At 73.5% G+C, this 16900-nt stretch carries 15 protein-coding genes; 12 read left to right on the top strand and 3 right to left on the bottom strand.

Annotated features, from left to right (window positions below; all coding sequences use genetic code 11):
- Positions 1 to 57: 57 nt before the first annotated feature.
- Entirely contained in the window at positions 58 to 1527 is a 1470-nt protein-coding gene (locus tag EV383_RS08115) for an MATE family efflux transporter (RefSeq protein ID WP_130289337.1), read from the top strand.
- 542 nt (positions 1528 to 2069) lie between these two features.
- On the opposite strand, the gene EV383_RS08120 is transcribed toward EV383_RS08115, so the two are convergent.
- On the bottom strand, positions 2070 to 4385 hold the full coding sequence (locus EV383_RS08120; RefSeq protein WP_130289338.1) for a sensor histidine kinase: 2316 nt from the start codon (positions 4383 to 4385) through the stop codon (positions 2070 to 2072).
- A 126-nt stretch (positions 4386 to 4511) separates the two neighbouring features.
- Positions 4512 to 5954, bottom strand: a complete 1443-nt coding sequence (locus tag EV383_RS08125) for a cation:dicarboxylate symporter family transporter (RefSeq protein ID WP_130289339.1) — start codon at positions 5952 to 5954, stop codon at positions 4512 to 4514.
- Positions 5955 to 6083: 129 nt separating this feature from the next.
- Here EV383_RS08125 and EV383_RS08130 point away from each other — a divergent pair, with 129 nt between their 5' ends.
- From EV383_RS08130 to EV383_RS08170, 10 genes are all read left to right on the top strand, one after another.
- Positions 6084 to 6740 (top strand): response regulator transcription factor, encoded by a 657-nt coding sequence (locus tag EV383_RS08130; protein WP_130289340.1) that lies wholly within the window; start codon positions 6084 to 6086, stop codon positions 6738 to 6740.
- A 51-nt stretch (positions 6741 to 6791) separates the two neighbouring features.
- A complete protein-coding gene (truB, locus tag EV383_RS08135) occupies positions 6792 to 7709 on the top strand; it encodes a tRNA pseudouridine(55) synthase TruB (protein ID WP_423213691.1) in 918 nt (305 codons plus the stop codon).
- A 51-nt stretch (positions 7710 to 7760) separates the two neighbouring features.
- Positions 7761 to 8690: a bifunctional riboflavin kinase/FAD synthetase gene (locus tag EV383_RS08140; protein WP_130289342.1), complete on the top strand. Its 930-nt coding sequence runs from the start codon at positions 7761 to 7763 to the stop codon at positions 8688 to 8690.
- A gap of 100 nt (positions 8691 to 8790) precedes the next feature.
- Complete coding sequence (locus EV383_RS31075) at positions 8791 to 9312, top strand: helix-turn-helix domain-containing protein (protein WP_165438274.1); 522 nt, start codon at positions 8791 to 8793, stop codon at positions 9310 to 9312.
- Positions 9313 to 9319: 7 nt separating this feature from the next.
- Complete coding sequence (locus EV383_RS08145; protein ID WP_165438275.1) at positions 9320 to 9847, top strand: 2'-5' RNA ligase family protein; 528 nt, start codon at positions 9320 to 9322, stop codon at positions 9845 to 9847.
- A 272-nt stretch (positions 9848 to 10119) separates the two neighbouring features.
- Positions 10120 to 10389, top strand: a complete 270-nt coding sequence (gene rpsO / locus EV383_RS08150) for a 30S ribosomal protein S15 (RefSeq protein WP_130289344.1) — start codon at positions 10120 to 10122, stop codon at positions 10387 to 10389.
- Positions 10390 to 10636: 247 nt separating this feature from the next.
- A complete protein-coding gene (locus EV383_RS08155; RefSeq protein WP_130289345.1) occupies positions 10637 to 12925 on the top strand; it encodes a polyribonucleotide nucleotidyltransferase in 2289 nt (762 codons plus the stop codon).
- Between the two features lie 95 nt (positions 12926 to 13020).
- Complete coding sequence (locus EV383_RS08160) at positions 13021 to 14367, top strand: M16 family metallopeptidase (protein WP_130294084.1); 1347 nt, start codon at positions 13021 to 13023, stop codon at positions 14365 to 14367.
- Between the two features lie 145 nt (positions 14368 to 14512).
- On the top strand, positions 14513 to 14989 hold the full coding sequence (locus EV383_RS08165) for a DUF456 domain-containing protein (protein WP_242622964.1): 477 nt from the start codon (positions 14513 to 14515) through the stop codon (positions 14987 to 14989).
- A gap of 40 nt (positions 14990 to 15029) precedes the next feature.
- Entirely contained in the window at positions 15030 to 15470 is a 441-nt protein-coding gene (locus EV383_RS08170) for a hypothetical protein (RefSeq protein ID WP_130289346.1), read from the top strand.
- Positions 15471 to 15513: 43 nt separating this feature from the next.
- Here EV383_RS08170 and EV383_RS08175 read toward each other — a convergent pair whose 3' ends face one another.
- Entirely contained in the window at positions 15514 to 16020 is a 507-nt protein-coding gene (locus tag EV383_RS08175) for a PaaI family thioesterase (RefSeq protein WP_130289347.1), read from the bottom strand.
- 115 nt (positions 16021 to 16135) lie between these two features.
- Between EV383_RS08175 and dapB the strand changes: the two genes are divergently transcribed.
- A complete protein-coding gene (gene dapB / locus EV383_RS08180; protein WP_130289348.1) occupies positions 16136 to 16894 on the top strand; it encodes a 4-hydroxy-tetrahydrodipicolinate reductase in 759 nt (252 codons plus the stop codon).
- The last annotated feature ends 6 nt before the right edge of the window (positions 16895 to 16900 follow it).

The following is a 16900-nucleotide window of genomic DNA, read 5'->3' on the forward strand; positions in this document are numbered from 1 at the left end:
CTCCGGCGACCGGGTAAGGGGTGCGGTGATCCGGACCCGCCGGTGAGGATGAGATCCATGTCGTCGCTCCGCAGGTCCGAGGGCGGTGCGCGGGACATCCTGCGCCTGGCCGTGCCGGCGCTGCCGGTGCTCGCCGCCGAGCCGCTCTACGTCCTCGTGGACACGGCCGTCGTCGGCCGGCTCGGTGCGGTACCGCTGGCCGGTCTCGCCGTGGCCGGGGTGCTGTTCAGCCAGGTCACCACCCAGCTCAACTTCCTGTCCTACGGCACCACCGCGCGCGCGTCGCGGCTGCACGGTGCCGGACGGCGTTCCGACGCCGTCACCGAGGGCGTGCAGGCGACCTGGCTGGCACTGGGCGTCGGGCTGCTGGTGCTCGTCGCCGGGCAGCTGCTGGCCGGACCGGTGAGCCGGGCCCTGGCCGGTGCCGGGACGCCGTCCGGCGACGCGGTTGCGGCCGGGGCCGAGTCGTGGCTGCGGATCGCGCTGTTCGGGGCGCCGCTGGTCCTCGTGACGCTGGCCGGCAACGGCTGGATGCGCGGTGTGCAGGACACCGTCCGCCCGCTGCGCTACGTGATCGCCGGCAACGGCCTGTCCGCGCTGCTGTGCCCGCTGCTGGTGTTCGGGATCGGCGGCTGGGACGGCTGGGGGCTGGAGGGGTCGGCGGTGTCCAACGTCGTCGCGCAGACGGTGACGGCCGGGTTCTTCCTGCGGGCCCTGTACGTCGAGCGCGCCACCGCCGCGGCCGGCGAGCCGGTCCGTCTGCGGCCGATGCCGTCGGTGCTGCGCGCGCAGGCCGTGCTCGGGCGCGACCTGCTGCTGCGCACGCTGGGGTTCCAGGCCTGTTTCCTGTCCGCGACGGCCGTCGCCGCCCGGTTCGGTGCGCCGTCGGTCGCGGCGCACCAGATCGTGCTGCAGCTGTGGGTGTTCCAGGCGCTGGTGCTGGACTCGGTGGCGATCGCCGCGCAGGCACTCGTCGGGTCGGCGCTGGGATCGTCGTCCGCCGCCCCGTCCTCCGCTTCGTCGTCGTCCTCCGCCGGGTCCTCGCCCGCCGCGTCGTCGTCGTCCGGGGCGGGGTCCGGGGCGGGGTCCGGTGGTGACGGCGCGGCCCGGGCGCGGGCGGTCGCGGCGCGGGTGACGCGCTACGGGCTGGTGCTCGGCGTCGGGTTCGGGGTCCTGTTCGCCGCTCTCTACCCGTTCCTGCCCGGGGTGTTCACCTCGGACGTCGCCGTGCTCGCGGTGGTGCCGATGGCGTGGTGGTTCTTCGCCGGGCTGCAGCCGATCGCCGGGGTGGTGTTCGCCCTGGACGGCGTGCTGCTCGGCGCCGGGGACGCCGCGTTCCTGCGGACGACGACGCTCATCGCGGCCCTGGGCGGGTTCCTGCCGATGATCTGGGCGTCGCTGGTGTTCGACTGGGGCCTCGCCGGGATCTGGGCCGGCCTGAGCGCGTTCATGGTGATCCGGCTCGTCGCCGTCGGGCGGCGGGGATGGTCGGGGAAGTGGGCCGTGACGGGGGCGGTGCGCGCCTGAGCGATCCCGGTCGGGCTGCGTCCGACCAGGCCATCGCGACCGCTCATGACCGATCTCTGTGGTCACGTTCGGGCCACCGATCGCCCGGAACCGACCACAGAGATCGATCATGGGGCGTGGATCCGGTCGAAGGGCTTACCGGTCCGTCACCGGGTCGGATGCGCGAGCGGAGCTCTCGTCCGATCTCGCAGGACGAACGGGGCCCTCGTCCAGCCAGTCTCGCCGGACGAACGGAGCCCTCGATCAGCCTCGCCGGACGAACGGAGTTCTCGTCCAACCAGCCGGACGAACGGGGCCCTCGTCCAAGTTCGCCGGACGAACGGGGCCCCCATCCAGTGTCGCCGGACGAGCGGGGCCTCCGTCCAGTGTCGCCGGACGAACGGGGCCCCCGTCCAGTGTCGCCGGACGAGCGGAGCCCTCGTCCAGGGAGTCGGCGCCTGAGTGTCGGCTTCCGGGGCGGTGGTGTCGTGGCGGACGTTCATGATCGATCGGTGTGTGTCGATCGGTGCCATCGATGGCACCGATCGTCCCACAAAGATCGATCATGAAGCGTGGATCCGGTCGGAGGAGGGCTCACCGTGACGGCGTGGCTCCGGATCGTGCACGACCGGCGTGGTCGATGCGAGCACCGGCGAGAACGGCAGCCGCACCGTGAACACGGTCCCCGTTCCGCCGGCACCGTCGGTTTTGCCGGCCCCGTGAGCTCCACCGGCACCGTTGGTTCCGCCGGCACCGTTGGTTCCGCCGGCGCCGGGCGCGCCCGGCCACCATGTCGGGTCGGCGTCTCCCGAATCGGTGGCTCCCTGATCGGCGGGCCCCCGGTCGGAGGCTTCGCCCGTCCCGGTGGCGCCCTCGCCGGTGCGTGCGGTGACCTCGACGGTCCCACCGAGGCGGCGGGTGATCCGGTCCACCAGGGCGAGACCGATGCCGCGCGGGCGCCCGCCGTCGACGCCGCGGGTGCTGAAGCCGTAGGTGAACAGGTCGGCCACGGTGTCGGCGGGGATGCCCGGCCCGGTGTCGGAGACGCGCAGGACCAACGTGCTGTCCGGACCGACGGGGCGGGGGCCGTCCAGGGAGATCGTGACCGCGACGGCCCGCCGGGTACCGTCGGGCGCGGTGCGCGGCTGCCCGGAGACGGCCTCCAGCGCGTTGTCGACGAGGTTGCCGGCCAGCGACACGAGGTCGTCGGCGGACCAGGGCAGGCGGTCGCCGAGGGCAACGTCGGGGGACCCGGGATCGGCGCCACACACGTCGCCGGGGTCGATCTCGTCGGTGACGGTGAACGCGACGTCGAGCTCGTCGGCGGTCCAGGCCTTGTCCGCGAGCAGGGCGGCGAGGACGGGGTCGAGCACCTCGGCGGCGACGGCGGCGCCCGGCCCGCGGGTCCGGTCCAGGGCGGCCACCCCGGCGCGGGTGGCGTCCGCGGTGTCGCCGAGCTCCATCAGCGTGATCACGGTCTGCATCCGGTTCGCGAACTCGTGCGCCTGCCCGGACAGTGCCGCGACCCGGTCGCGAGCGTCGTCGCGCTCGCGCAGCGCCCCGGCAAGCTCGGTGCGGTCGCGCAGGGTGAACACCCGCGTCCCCGGTCCGGCCGCGGGACCGGCCGCGCGGCTGTTCACCAGCAGCACCCGTTCCCCGGCGAGCGCCGGCTCGTCGCGCAGGTCCTCGTCGTGCCCGCGGTCCAGGACCGCGCGCACCGCCGGGTCGATCCGGAGCAGGTCGAGCCCCGACTCGCCCGTCCCCTGCCCGGCGGGCACCCGGCGCCCGGGCCGGTCGGCTCCACGACCGTGGGTGGGATGACGCTGATGGCCCTCCGGGCGACCTCCAGGAGTCATGGACGTCATCTCACCTGCGCTCCCGCCGGCCGGACCTGCGGCGGCCGGACCCGCGGCGGCCGGACCCGCGGCGGCCGGACCTGTGGCGGTCGGGTCTGTGGGGTTCGGACCAGCGGAGGTCGGACCAGCGGGGGTCGGACCTGGGGCGGTCGGGCCCGGGGACTCCGTGCCCGGGTGCGCCGGGGAGGAGCTGGTTCCGTCGAGCCCCAGCAGGCGCCGGGCCTCGGCGTTGACCACGACCAGCCGGCGGTCGGAGTCGACGACCAGGAGTCCCTCACCGACGGCGTGCAGCACGGCGTCGTGATGGGTGTAGGCGGCGGTGATCTCGTCCGGCTCCAGGCCGAGCGTCTGGCGGCGCAGACGGCGGGCCAGCAGCCAGGCGAGCCCGGCGCCGAGCGCGAGCGCCAGGGCGGCGGCACCGACGATCTCGGGCAGGTACATCAGGGCCAGGTCGCTGACCCGCGTCTGCAGGACCCCGACCGACACCGCCCCGACGACGCGTCCGCCGGAGAACACCGGAACGACGGTGCGGACCGACGGGCCGAGCGTCCCGGTGTAGACCTCGGTCAGCGGTTGCCCGGCCAGCGCGGGGGCGAGGGTGCCCTGGTATATGCCGCCGATCCGGTCGGTCTCGGAGTGGCTGTAGCGCAGCCCGGACGGGTCCATGACCACGATGAACCCGGTGCCCGAGGCGACCCGGACCCGTTCGGCCAGCGGCTGCATGCGGGCCGAGAGCGTGGCGACGTCGCCGCCGCCGCCCAGCGTGTCGACGACGGCGGGGTCCCCGGCCAGGGCCGCGGCGGTGGCGCCGGTGAGCCGGCCCGCGGAGTCGAGCTCGATCCGCTGCGCGCCCCACATCCCGAGCGCCGCCAGCCCGCCGACGGTGATCAGCACCGTGACCAGCTGCAGTACCAGCAGCCGCCGCACCAGCCGCGACCGTCGCTGCGGAACCCGTCCGATCCTCGCCACCGCGACACTGTCCCACTGCAGGCGGGCCCAGCGGATGTTCTGCGGCGCTGTCATCGCGCTCCCGTGTCGGTACCGGCGGGACGGAGGCGGCCCGGAGGCCGGTTCGTGGCGGCCCCGGAGACGACGACGGCCGGGCCCCACCGTGGGCGACCCGGCCGTCGTGTCGGAGGAGGAGGGCGGTCAGGCGGGGCTGCCGACCTTCTCGGTGGAGCGCTCGGACTCCTTCTCCGCGGGCTCCTCGATCGGCGTACCGCCACCGTGCGCGGCGTCCATCGCGGACTCCACCAGCTTCGGGTCGTTCAGCACGGCCCGCAGACGCTCGCGGTCGAGCTCGCCGTTCCAGCGGGCGACGACGAACGTGGCGACGACGTTGCCGATGCAGTTGGTCAGCGCCCGGCCCTCGCTCATCACGCGGTCGATGCCGACGATCAGCGCCAGCCCGACGACGATCGCCTCCGGGGTGAAGAACTCCCCGCCGAAGGCCTGCAGCGACGCGGCCAGGGTGACCAGACCGGCGCCGGTGACGCCGGCGGCACCCTTCGACGTCAGCACCATCAGCACGGCCAGGCCGATCTGCGCACCGATCGGCAGGTTCTCGCCACCGGCCTGGATGATGAACAGCGCACCCAGGGTCAGGTAGATGCAGGTGCCGTCGAGGTTGAACGAGTAGCCGGTCGGGATGACCATGCCGACGGTCTGCTTGGACGCACCGGCGGCCTGCAGCTTGGTGAGCAGCCGCGGCAGCACCGACTCCGACGAGGACGTGCCGACGATGATCAGCAGCTCGTCCTTGACCAGCCGGATCACCTTGAGGATGTTGAACCCGGACAGCCAGGACACCGCACCGAGCACGACGACGATGAACACCAGGCAGGTGCCCCAGAACACGGCCATCAGCAGGCCGAGGTTCTGCAGCGACTCGACACCGAACGCCCCGACGGTGTAGGCCATCCCGCCGAACGCGGCGACCGGCGCGGCCCACATGATCAGCTTGATGATGCCGAAGATGACCTGGGCGATCGACTCGATGCTGCTGACGATGCGGGTGCGCAGGTTCGCGTTCAGGCCGCTGATCGCGCAGGCGCTCAGGATCGCCAGCACCAGCACCTGCAGCACCGAGTTGTCGACGAACGGGCCGAGGAAGCTCGACGGCAGCAGGCTGTCCTGGATGAACGCGACCACGCCGGACTCACCGCTCGCGGTGCCGAGGCTCTCCTGGGCGTCCGCGATCTGCGCAGGGTCGGGGGTGCCCTCGAAGCCGAGGCCGGGGGTGAACAGGTTGCCCGCGAGCAGACCGATCGCCAGGGCGATCACCGTCATCACCAGGAAGTAGCCCAGCGCGCGCAGCGCCAGTCCACCGGCGCGGGCCAGGTTGCCCAGCGAGGCGATACCGACGATCACGGTGCAGAAGATGACCGGGCCGATGATGACCTTGATCATCTGGACGAAGGAGTCGGCCAGCCACTTGAGTTCCTTGGCGAAGTCCGGCGCGGCCAGTCCCACCCCGATGCCCGCGACGATGCCGATCAGCACCCAGAACCAGAGCTGGGTGTAGAACTTCTTCTTCGTCCGCGGCGGGGCGATGCTCCCCGTGTCAGCGGCGGTGCTGGCGGCCTCGGCCATGTCCGTCCTCCTCGACGTGTCTGTGCGCACAGTAGGAAGCCCGGGGGTGGGCACGGTCAACGGCGGGCCGACCCGAATTGAGGGACTCTTGAGGAACGCCGGCGTGCAACGGGTCACTACGGTGGTCGCGTGCGGGTACTGCTGGTCGAGGACGACGACGTGCTCGGGGACGCCCTCCGGCGCACCCTGACCGCGGCCGGGTACTCCGCGCGCCGGGTCGGCAGCGGCGCCGAGGCCCTCGCCGCGCTGGCCGACGACCCGGACGTCGTCCTGCTGGACATGGGCCTGCCCGACCGGGACGGGCTCGGCGTCTGCCGCGAGATCCGGGAGCGCTCCCGGGTGCCGATCCTGGCCATCACTGGACGCGGCGACGTCGCCGCCCGGGTGCAGGGACTGCGCAGCGGCGCCGACGACTACCTGGTCAAACCGGTCTCCACCGACGAACTGCTGGCGCGGATCGAGGCCGTCCTGCGGCGCAGCACCGGGGCCGCGGTGGCCGCCGTCGTCGCCGTCGGGGACGTGGAGGTGGACCTGGACCGCCGGGTCGTCACCGCCGCGGGGGAGACCGTCGCGGTGACCCGCAAGGAGTTCGACCTGCTCGCCGCCCTGGCCCGCCGCGAGGGCGCGGTCGTCGAACGCGCCGAGCTGCTCGAACAGGTCTGGGGCACCGCGGACGCCTCCGCCGCCCGCACGCTGGAGGCGCACGTCGCGTCGCTGCGGTCCAAGCTCGGCGCCCGCGACGTCGTCGCCACCGTCCGGGGCGTGGGCTACCGGCTGGCGCGCTGACGCACCCGTGCGCGCACGAGGGGTCGGGCCCCGCCTCGGGCCCGGGCGAGGCTGGCAGGATCGTCGTCCGTGCCCGCGTCCCGTACCCCTCCGCCACCGCCCGGACTCGTGATCGTCGACAAGGAGTCGGGGCCGACGTCGCACGACGTCGTGGGGAAGCTGCGCCGGATCATGGGCACCCGCAAGGTCGGCCACGCCGGGACGCTGGACCCGATGGCCACCGGCGTGCTGGTGATCGGCGTCGAGCGGGCGACGAAGCTGCTCGGGCACCTCTCGCTCGACACCAAGGCCTACACCGCGACGATCCGGCTCGGGCGCGTGACCAGCACCGACGACGCCCAGGGGGAGGCCGTCGCCGACGTCGACGCCTCCGCCGTCGACGAGTCCGCGATCCGCGACGGCATCGCCGCGCTGACCGGCGACATCGAACAGGTGCCCAGCTCGGTCAGTGCCATCAAGATCGACGGCAAGCGCGCCTACCAGCGCGTCCGCGAGGGCGAGGAGGTGGAGATCCCGGCCCGCCCGGTCACGGTCTCGGCGTTCGAGCTCGTCGACCTGAGGCGCGGCGACGGCGTCACCGACCTCGACGTCGTCGTCGACTGCACCTCGGGCACCTACGTCCGGGCGCTGGCCCGTGACCTCGGCGCCGGGCTCGGGGTCGGCGGGCACCTCACGGCCCTGCGCCGCACCCGCGTCGGGCCGTTCACCCTCGACCACGCGCGGACCGTCGAACAGCTCGCGGACGCCCCCGGGCTCTCCCTGGACCTCGCCGCCGCGGTGGCGACGGCGTTCCCGCGCCACGACGTCGACGCCTCGGCCGCGGCCGACGTCGGCTTCGGCAGGTCGCTTCCCGCCGCGGGCCTGACCGGCACCTACGGGGTCTTCGCCCCGGACGGCCGCGCCGTGGCGCTGATGGCCGACGCGGGCGAGCTCGCCCGCCCCGTCGTCGTCCTGGCCCCGGCGGGCTGAGCCCGGGGTGCGCCCGGGCGGGGGGACGCGGGGTTTCGTAGGCTCGGGCACGTGCAGCGCTGGCGTGGACTCGAGGCCGTGCCCTCCGGATGGGGGCGGTGCGTGGTCACCGTCGGCGTGTTCGACGGCGTGCACCGCGGCCACCGGCAGCTCATCGAGCGCGCCGTGCAGCGCGGACGGGAGAAGGGCCTGCCGATCGTCGTCGTGACCTTCGACCCGCACCCGGCCGAGCTCGTCCGCCCCGGCACCCATCCGGCGCGGCTGAGCACCCTGGACCGGCGCGCCCAGCTGATCTCCGAGTGCGGGGCCGACGTGTTCTGCGTCATCCCGTTCACGCCGCAGCTGGCACGGATGGAACCGGCCGAGTTCGCGCACGAGATCCTCGTCGACCGGCTGCACGCCGCGGCCGTCGTCGTGGGCAGCAACTTCACGTTCGGCTACCGCGCCGCCGGTGACGTGACGGCGCTGGCCCGGCTGGGGGATCGGTTCGGGTTCACGCTCGAGGCACTCGACCTGATCAGCGACGACGAGGTCACGTTCTCCTCGACCTACATCCGCTCCTGCATCGACGCCGGCGCGGTCGCCGCGGCCGCCGACGCGCTGGGCCGCTGGCACCGGGTCGACGGCGTCGTGGTGCACGGGCACAAGCGCGGCCGCGACCTCGGGTTCCCGACCGCGAACGTCGCGTGCCCGCCCTACACCGCCGTTCCCGCCGACGGCGTGTACGCGGGGTGGTTCGGGATCGGCGACCGCAAGCTCCCGACGGCGGTCTCGGTCGGCACCAACCCGACGTTCTCCGGACGCAACCGCACGGTCGAGGCCTACGTGCTCGACGTCGACGAGGACTTCTACGGCCACGAGGTCAGCGTGGAGTTCGTGGAGCGCCTGCGCGGCCAGGAGACCTACGACGGCCTCGAGCCGCTGATCGCCCAGATGACCGCCGACGTCGAGCAGACCCGGGCGTTGCTGGCGTCGAGCTGATCGGGCTCCGGTGCGCGGGAGATCGCGGGGGATTGAGTGGAAAGACTCTGTCCGCCCCGATCCGGCCCGGATTCCACCTGCCGGGCGCGACGCTCTGTGCATGACCGGCGACCAGCCCGACACCACCGCCAACCGCGAGCGTCAGCGCGAGCTCTACGGGGCACCGATGTCCGACCGCGTGCACAGGCTGACCGGTGCGCTGGGGGTGACCCAGGCCCGGCTCGCCGCGACGCTCGGGATGAGCCCGGCGATGCTGTCGCAGCTGGTCAGCGGCCGACGTGTGAAGATCGGCGACCCGGCCGTGCTGACCCGGCTGATGGCGCTCGACGAGCGGGTGGCCCGCGGCCCGGTCCCGCCGGAGGAGGTGCCGTCGCTGCTGGAGCAGGCGCACGCGGCGCGGCTGCAGTGGTCGGCCGCGGACGACGCCGCCCGTCCTCCCGCACCGGCACCGGTGGTCCCGGCGCCGCGCCGCGTCCCGCCCCGGCCTGTCCCGACCGCGGACGACGCGCTGCGCGGCGTGTCCGCCCCCGCCCGCCTGGTCGCGGCCGCGGCGGCGCTGGCCCCGTCGTTCCCGGAGATCGCCGAGGTGCTCCGCCGCGCCGCGAGCCGGCCCGTGCGGTGAGCCGCCCGTGAGGCTGTTCACCGCGCTCTGGCCGTCGCCGGAGGTCGTCGCGGCGCTGAGTGCCGACGTCGCCGCGCTCGGCCTCGACGACGACCCCGCATGGCGGCCCGGCCCCACCGCCCGGTGGCACGTGACGCTGGCCTTCCACGGCGAGGACGAGCCCGGCCGCCGGGCACGGGAGCTCGAGGAGTGGGCCGCCGGGGCGCCCGCACCGACACTGCGGGTCGCCGGGACCGGCGAGTTCCCCGGCGTGTTCTGGGCCGGTGTCGAGCCCGCGGGCCCCGCCGACGCCGACGCGCTGGCCGCCCTCGTCACCCTCGCCGGCGGGACACCGGAACGCTTCGTCCCGCACCTGACGCTGGCCCGGGCGGCCCGGCGCCGCGGACGTCGGATCGACGACGCGCCGGCCCCGCGGGCGGACCTGCCGGCCGGGCCGTGGTGGACGCCGTCGGAGGTGCTGCTGGTGTCGAGTCTCGGGACCCGGTCCGGGCTGGTCTACGAGCCGGTGCACCGGGTGGCGCTGGGCGGCACCTGACGTCCGGCGCGGCGTATCCTGGACGGGCGTCCGTAGGAGCATCGTGGCCGGTCGGCGCGGGTCGACGGCCGGAGTGTCGGACCCCGCTGGTACCGTTCGGTCCGAGTCCGGCTGCAGTTCGTGGTGGCCGAGACCGTCTACCAGCCCGCGGCCCCTGTCCAGCAGGAAGCCGGGTGTCGCTCCGCTCAGCCTTCGGGATCACCGATCCGGGGCTGGAGCGCATCGAGTCCGGGCACGGCCCCACGGACGTCAACGACGAAGGAGTACCTCGCGTGGCACTGACCACCGAACAGAAGAAGACGACGGTGGACACCTACGGTGTGCACCCCGGGGACACCGGCTCCCCCGAGGCCCAGATCGCGCTGCTCACGCAGCGGATCATCGGCCTGACCGAGCACCTCAAGGAGCACAAGCACGACCACCACTCGCGGCGCGGACTGCTGCTGCTGGTGGGGCGCCGTCGCCGGCTCCTCAAGTACCTGCGTTCGGTCGACGTCGCGCGCTACCGCTCGCTGATCGAGCGGCTCGGCCTGCGTCGCTGACCCACCCGGCCCGGCACCCCTGAGCAGGGGTGCCGGGCCGCGGCACAACGTCAACGCGGCACAACTTCAACGCGGCAGGACTGCCGCGAGCGGCACCATCGAGTCGGAGAGACGATCCGCCGGTCCTCGGTAGTGGCCCCCGGGAGTGGGACTCCCGAGGGCTTCGATCGAAGACCGGCCCAGCCGAGGATGTCCCCCGACACGGGGTGGTGCGCATCACCACCGAACGAGGAGTGACTCCACACTTATGACCGATCCGATCGAGAACGACGGCGTGCACGAGAGCACGGCCGTCATCGACAACGGGTCCCACGGGACCCGCACCGTCCGGTTCGAGACCGGGCGCTTCGCGCGCCAGGCCGCCGGATCCGTCGTCGCCTACCTGGACGACGAGACCATGCTGCTGTCCGCCACCACGGCGTCGAAGCGGCCGAAGGACAACCTCGACTTCTTCCCGCTGACGGTCGACGTCGAGGAGCGGATGTACGCCGCGGGTCGCATCCCCGGCTCGTTCTTCCGTCGCGAGGGCCGTCCGAGCACGGACGCGATCCTCACCTGCCGTCTGATCGACCGCCCGCTGCGCCCGTCGTTCGTCGACGGTCTGCGCAACGAGATCCAGGTCGTCGTGACGGTCATGTCGCTGGACCCGAAGGACCCCTACGACGCGCTGGCGATCAACGCCGCGTCGGGTTCCACCCAGCTCGCCGGCCTGCCGTTCTCCGGCCCGGTCGGTGCCGCCCGCATCGCTCTGATCAGCGACGAGGACGGCTCGAACAGCCAGTGGGTCGCGTTCCCGACCTACGCCCAGCTCGAGCGCGCCGCGTTCGACATGGTCGTGGCCGGTCGCATCGTCGGTGACGACGTCGCGATCATGATGGTCGAGGCCGAGTCCACCGAGAAGACGCTGCAGCTCGTCGAGGACGGCGCCACCGCCCCGACCGAGCAGGTCGTCGCGGAGGGCCTCGAGGCCGCCAAGCCGTTCATCAAGAGCCTGTGCGTGGCCCAGCAGCAGCTGGCCGACGCGGCCGCCAAGCCGACCGGCAACTACCCGGTGTTCCCGGCCTACCAGCCGGACGCGCTGGAGGCCGTCACCGCGGCGGTGTCCGACGAGCTGGCCCAGGTGCTGACCATCGCCGGCAAGCAGGAGCGCGAGAACCGGACCGACGAGGTCAAGGCGAGCGTCCTGGAGAAGCTGGGTGCGCAGTTCGAGGGCCGTGAGTCCGAGCTGGGTGCGGCGTTCAAGTCGTTGAACAAGAAGCTGGTCCGCCAGCGGATCCTGCGCGACCAGGTCCGGATCGACGGCCGTGGCGTCACCGACATCCGGCCGCTCTCGGCCGAGGTCGAGGTCATCCCGCGGGCGCACGGCTCGGCCCTGTTCGAGCGCGGCGAGACCCAGATCCTGGGCGTCACCACTCTGAACATGCTCCGCATGGAGCAGCAGGTCGACTCGCTGGGGCCGGAGACGCGCAAGCGCTACCTGCACCACTACAACTTCCCGCCGTACTCGACCGGTGAGACCGGCCGGGTGGGCTCGCCCAAGCGCCGCGAGATCGGCCACGGCGCGCTGGCGGAGCGGGCACTCATGCCTGTCCTGCCCACGCGCGAGGAGTTCCCCTACGCGATCCGCCAGGTCTCCGAGGCGCTCGGGTCCAACGGCTCGACGTCGATGGGTTCGGTCTGTGCCTCGACGATGTCGCTGCTCAACGCCGGTGTCCCGCTCAAGGCGCCGGTCGCGGGCATCGCGATGGGCCTGGTCTCCGACGAGGTCGACGGCAAGGTCACCTACGTGGCCCTGACCGACATCCTCGGAGCCGAGGACGCCTTCGGCGACATGGACTTCAAGGTCGCCGGCACGCCGGAGTTCGTCACGGCGCTGCAGCTCGACACCAAGCTCGACGGGATCCCGTCCGAGGTCCTGGCCGCGGCGCTGAGCCAGGCCAAGGACGCCCGGATGACGATCCTCGAGGTCATCGGCGAGGCGATCGACTCGCCCGACGAGATGAGCCCCTTCGCCCCGCGGGTCACCGCGGTGCAGGTGCCCGTCGACAAGATCGGCGAGGTGATCGGGCCGAAGGGCAAGATGATCAACTCGATCACCGAGCAGACCGGCGCGGACATCTCGATCGAGGACGACGGCACGATCTACGTCGGTGCCGCCGACGGCCCGTCCGCGGAGGCGGCGATCGGCATGATCAACGCCATCGCCAACCCGCAGCTGCCGAAGATCGGCGAGCGGTTCCTGGGCACGGTGGTCAAGGCCGCCGCGTTCGGTGCCTTCGTCTCGCTGGTCCCCGGCAAGGACGGCCTCGTCCACATCTCGAAGCTGGGCAGCGGCAAGCGCATCGGCAAGGTCGAGGATGTCGTCAAGGTCGGCGACAAGCTCCGCGTCGAGGTCACCGACATCGACAACCGGGGCAAGATCAGCCTGATCCCGGTCGTCGACGGCGAGACCGCGGACAACGGCAGCAACGGCGACGGCGGCGAGACCAACGGTGCGGTCGAGCCGGAGGCCGTCGAGGCGTCCAACCCGAGCTGACCGATCCCCGAAGGGACGCAGTGCACGAGAAGAACGATCCGCCCGCGTCGGCCCGGAACCCCGAGAGGGGCAACGGTGCCGGCGCGGGCGTCGTGCTGCCCGGGCCCGGTTCGCCCGGTGTCGGCGGCGCACGTGCCGGCGGTCCGGGTGACGCCGACGCGGTCCGCCGCAGCGACCTGCCCGGCGGCGCCCGGCTGGTCACCGAGACCGTGCCGTGGGTGCGCTCGGTGGCGCTCGGCATCTGGATCGGCATCGGCTCGGTCGACGAGACCGGAGACCAGGCCGGGGCCGCCCACTACCTGGAGCACCTGCTGTTCAAGGGCACCGGGCGGCGCACCGCGGCCGGGATCGCCGAGGAGATGGACGCGGTCGGCGGCGAGCTGAACGCGTTCACCGCGAAGGAACACACCTGCTACTACGCCCACGTCCTCGACGACGACGTGGCGCTGGCGATCGACGTCCTCGCCGACGTCGTCACCGAGGCCGAGCTCGCGCACACCGACGTCGAGCTCGAGCGCGGCGTCGTGCTCGAGGAGATCTCGATGCGCGACGACGACCCGGAGGACCTGCTCGGCGAGCTGTTCGACGAGACGCTGTTCGGCGAGCACGCGCTGGGCCGTCCGGTGATCGGGTCCGAGGACTCGATCCGGGGGATGAGCCGCGACACCCTGCACGAGTTCTGGCGCGGCGAGTACACGACGCCGCGGATGGTCGTCGCCGCGGCCGGGAACCTCGACCACGACCGCGTCGCCGACCTGGTGTCGCAGGCCCTGGTCGGGGCGTCCGAGCGCAGCCGCGGGCTGACCGCCGAGCCGCCGCGCACCGGCGGGGGACCGCGCCCGGTCCGGTCGAGCGCGCTGGCCCTGCACCCCGACGAGTCCGAGCAGGCGCACCTGATGCTCGGTGTCCCCGGCCCGAGCCGGCACACGCCCGGCCGCGCGGCCCTCGCCGTCCTCAACACCGCACTCGGCGGCGGGCTGAGCTCGCGGCTGTTCCAGCAGGTCCGCGAGCAGCGCGGGCTGGCCTACCAGGTCTACTCGTCGCAGGTCCGCTACGCCGACGCCGGCAGCCTCGCGGTCTACGCGGGGTGCGCGCCGGAGCGACTCGGGGAGGTCGTCGCCGTCGTGCGCGACGTGCTCGCCGGCGTCGCCTCCGACGGGCTCACCGAGGCCGAGGTGCTCCGCGCTCAGGGGGCCCTGCGTGGCGGGCTGGTGCTCGGGCTGGAGGACACGGCGTCGCGGATGAACCGCCTCGGGCGCTCCGAGCTCGACCACGGCCGTCAGCGGAGCCTGTCCGAGAGCCTCGCGCGGATCGAGGCCGTGACACCGTCCGAGGTCGCGGACCTGGCCGCGGAGCTGCTCACCCAGCCCCTGACGGCCGCGGTCGTCGGCCCCTACGACGAGATCGACGACCTCCCCGCCGCCCTGCGCGACCTGGCCTGACTCCCGGCCGCGTTCTCTCCGAACCCGATCCGCACCCCTGCCGACGACCCGCACCTCCTGCAGGGGGTGCGGACGGACGGCAGGCGTGCGGATCGTCTCCGCTCGTCCGCGGGGGCGCCGGGCGGAGGATGGATAGGGTTGCGGTGTGGTGCTGACCCTTTTGTCCGGTGTGATGATCGCCGTCGGGCTGGCCGGGATCGTTCTCCCGGTGCTGCCCGGTCCGATCCTGATCGTCGGCGGCGTGGCCGTGTGGGCGGTCCCGCGCGGCGACGAGGTCGGCTGGTGGGTGCTCGGGATCGCGGTGCTCGTGACCGTCGCCGGGCAGGTGGCGAAGTACCTGCTCCCGGGCCGTCGGCTCAAGGCGTCCGGCGTGCCGACGCGCACGTTGCTGGCCGGGCTGGTGCTGGGCGTCGTCGGGTTCTTCGTCATCCCGGTCGTGGGGCTGTTCCTCGGCTTCGTGCTCGGGGTGTGGCTCGCCGAGCTGGTGCGCCTGCCCGACGCGGCCACGGCCTGGCGCTCGGCGCGCGAGGCCCTCACCGCCGTCGGCTGGAGCATCCTGATCGAGCTCGCCGCCGGGCTGGTCGCCACGGCGGTGTGGATCGGCGGCCTCGTCCTGGGATGACCGCCCCCACGCCCGTGCCCGACGACCCTCGGAGACCTTCGTGACCGACACACCTCGCGGCGACCGGACCGCGCCCCCCATGGACGGACCGGCCGCCTCCCCGATCACACCGGCCGCGGCGTCGCCCGGACCGGCGGTCCGGGTCGGCGGGCGGACGTCGGCGTCGAACTACGACGTGGTCACCGTGCTCCTGCTGCTCCTGGGCGGGTTCCTGGCGCCCGTCGTGGGCTGGCTGGCCGGGGTGGTCATGCTCTGGACGGGGAGGAGCTGGTCGACGGGGGAGCGGCTGCTCGGGACGCTTGTCGCGCCGGTGCTCGCCGTCGTCGCGGTCCTGGCGTTCCCGCTCCTCGAGGACGTGACCGGGAGCCAGTTCCTCGCCGTCGCCGGGATCGTGGGCGTGGCGATCCTCGTGATGGCCGCGACGTCCCGGCGTCTGCTCACCGCCCGCCGCGCCCGTCCCGCCCGGGTGCCCGGCGCGTAGTCCGCCGCGTGGTCCGCGGCTCGACCGCGGCGGGGCCGGTCGCTCAGGCGTCCGGGCGGATGATCAGGCAGGAGCTGGTGGCGGTGGCGCAGAGGCGGTCGTCGCCGTCGAGCAGGCGCGCCTCGGCCAGCGCGGTGCGCGACCCGGCGTGCACCACCGTGCCCTCGGCGCGGACCGTGCCGGAGTCGGCCCGCAGCGCGCGCAGGAACTTCACCGACAGGTCGAGGCTGGTGTAGCGGGCGCCCATCGGCAGCGTTGTGTGCACGGCGCAGCCGAGGGCGGAGTCGAGCAGCGTCGCGTAGACCCCGCCGTGCACCGACCCGATCGGGTTGAAGTGGAACTCGGCCGGATCGAGGGTGAACACGACCCGGCCCGGCTCGACCTCGGACACCGACATGCCGAGCAGCGTCGCGATCGGGGGCGACGGCACCTCGCCCGAGGCCATCGCGCGGACGAACGTCAGCCCGTCGGTGTGCAGTGCGGCCGCGGCCGTCGCGGCGGGGTCGCTCCACTCGTGGGTCCGCTGGCGGATGTCGGGTCCGGCGCTCATCGGGTCTCCTCGGATCGTGAGTTGTTGTGAGCAACTTAGCTCACGGGCGGGAGCCCGGGAAGGACGGACCGGCCCGAACTAGGCTGCGGCCCGGACAGCGAGAACGACGTGAGGAGTGCGGGTGAGCGGGTCGATCCGGGTGGCGGTGCTGGGTGCGAAGGGCCGGATGGGCGGCGAGGTCTGCCGTGCGGTGCGCGAGGCGTCCGACACCGAGCTGGTCGCGGAGCTCGACGACGGGGACGCCCTGTCGGGCCTGGACGGCGCGGACGTCGTCGTCGACTTCACCCACCCCGGCGTGGTGCTCGACAACGTCCGGTACTGCGTCGACCACGGCATCGCGGCCGTCGTCGGGACCAGCGGCTTCGACGCCGAGCGCTTCGGCACCGTGCGCGGGTGGCTGCAGGAGAAGGGCTCGGGCTCGGTGCTGGTGGCGCCGAACTTCGGCGTCGGGGCGGTGCTGTCGATGCACTTCGCGGCGCAGGCGGCGCGCTTCTTCGACTCGGCCGAGGTCGTCGAGCTCCACCACGCCGGCAAGGTCGACGCGCCCTCGGGTACCGCGGCACGCACCGCCTCGCTGATCGCGGCGGCGCGCCAGGACGCCGGGCTCGGCGACGTCCCGGACGCGACGACCGTCGACCCCGACGGCGCGCGGGGCGCGAGCGTCGACGGCGTCCACGTGCACTCGGTGCGGATGCCCGGCCTGGTCGCCCACCAGGAGGTGATCCTGGGCAGCGCGGACGGCGAGATCCTCACCATCCGGCACGACTCGATGAACCGCTCGTCGTTCATGCCCGGGGTGCTGCTCGCGGTCCGCGCGGTACGGGAGCGCCCGGGCCTGACGATCGGCCTGGAGCCGTTGCTCGGCCTGGCCTGAACCCCG

Source organism: Pseudonocardia sediminis, assembly GCF_004217185.1.
GTDB classification, from domain to species: Bacteria; Actinomycetota; Actinomycetes; order Mycobacteriales; family Pseudonocardiaceae; genus Pseudonocardia; species Pseudonocardia sediminis.

Coding starts and splice junctions, on each gene's coding strand:
- EV383_RS08115 (WP_130289337.1), top strand. CDS start 58: ATGTCGTCGCTCCGCAGGTCCGAGGGCGGTGCGCGGGACATCCTGCGC.
- EV383_RS08125 (WP_130289339.1), bottom strand. CDS start 5,954: ATGGCCGAGGCCGCCAGCACCGCCGCTGACACGGGGAGCATCGCCCCG.
- EV383_RS31075 (WP_165438274.1), top strand. CDS start 8,791: ATGACCGGCGACCAGCCCGACACCACCGCCAACCGCGAGCGTCAGCGC.
- EV383_RS08175 (WP_130289347.1), bottom strand. CDS start 16,020: ATGAGCGCCGGACCCGACATCCGCCAGCGGACCCACGAGTGGAGCGAC.
- EV383_RS08120 (WP_130289338.1), bottom strand. CDS start 4,385: ATGACAGCGCCGCAGAACATCCGCTGGGCCCGCCTGCAGTGGGACAGT.
- EV383_RS08155 (WP_130289345.1), top strand. CDS start 10,637: ATGACCGATCCGATCGAGAACGACGGCGTGCACGAGAGCACGGCCGTC.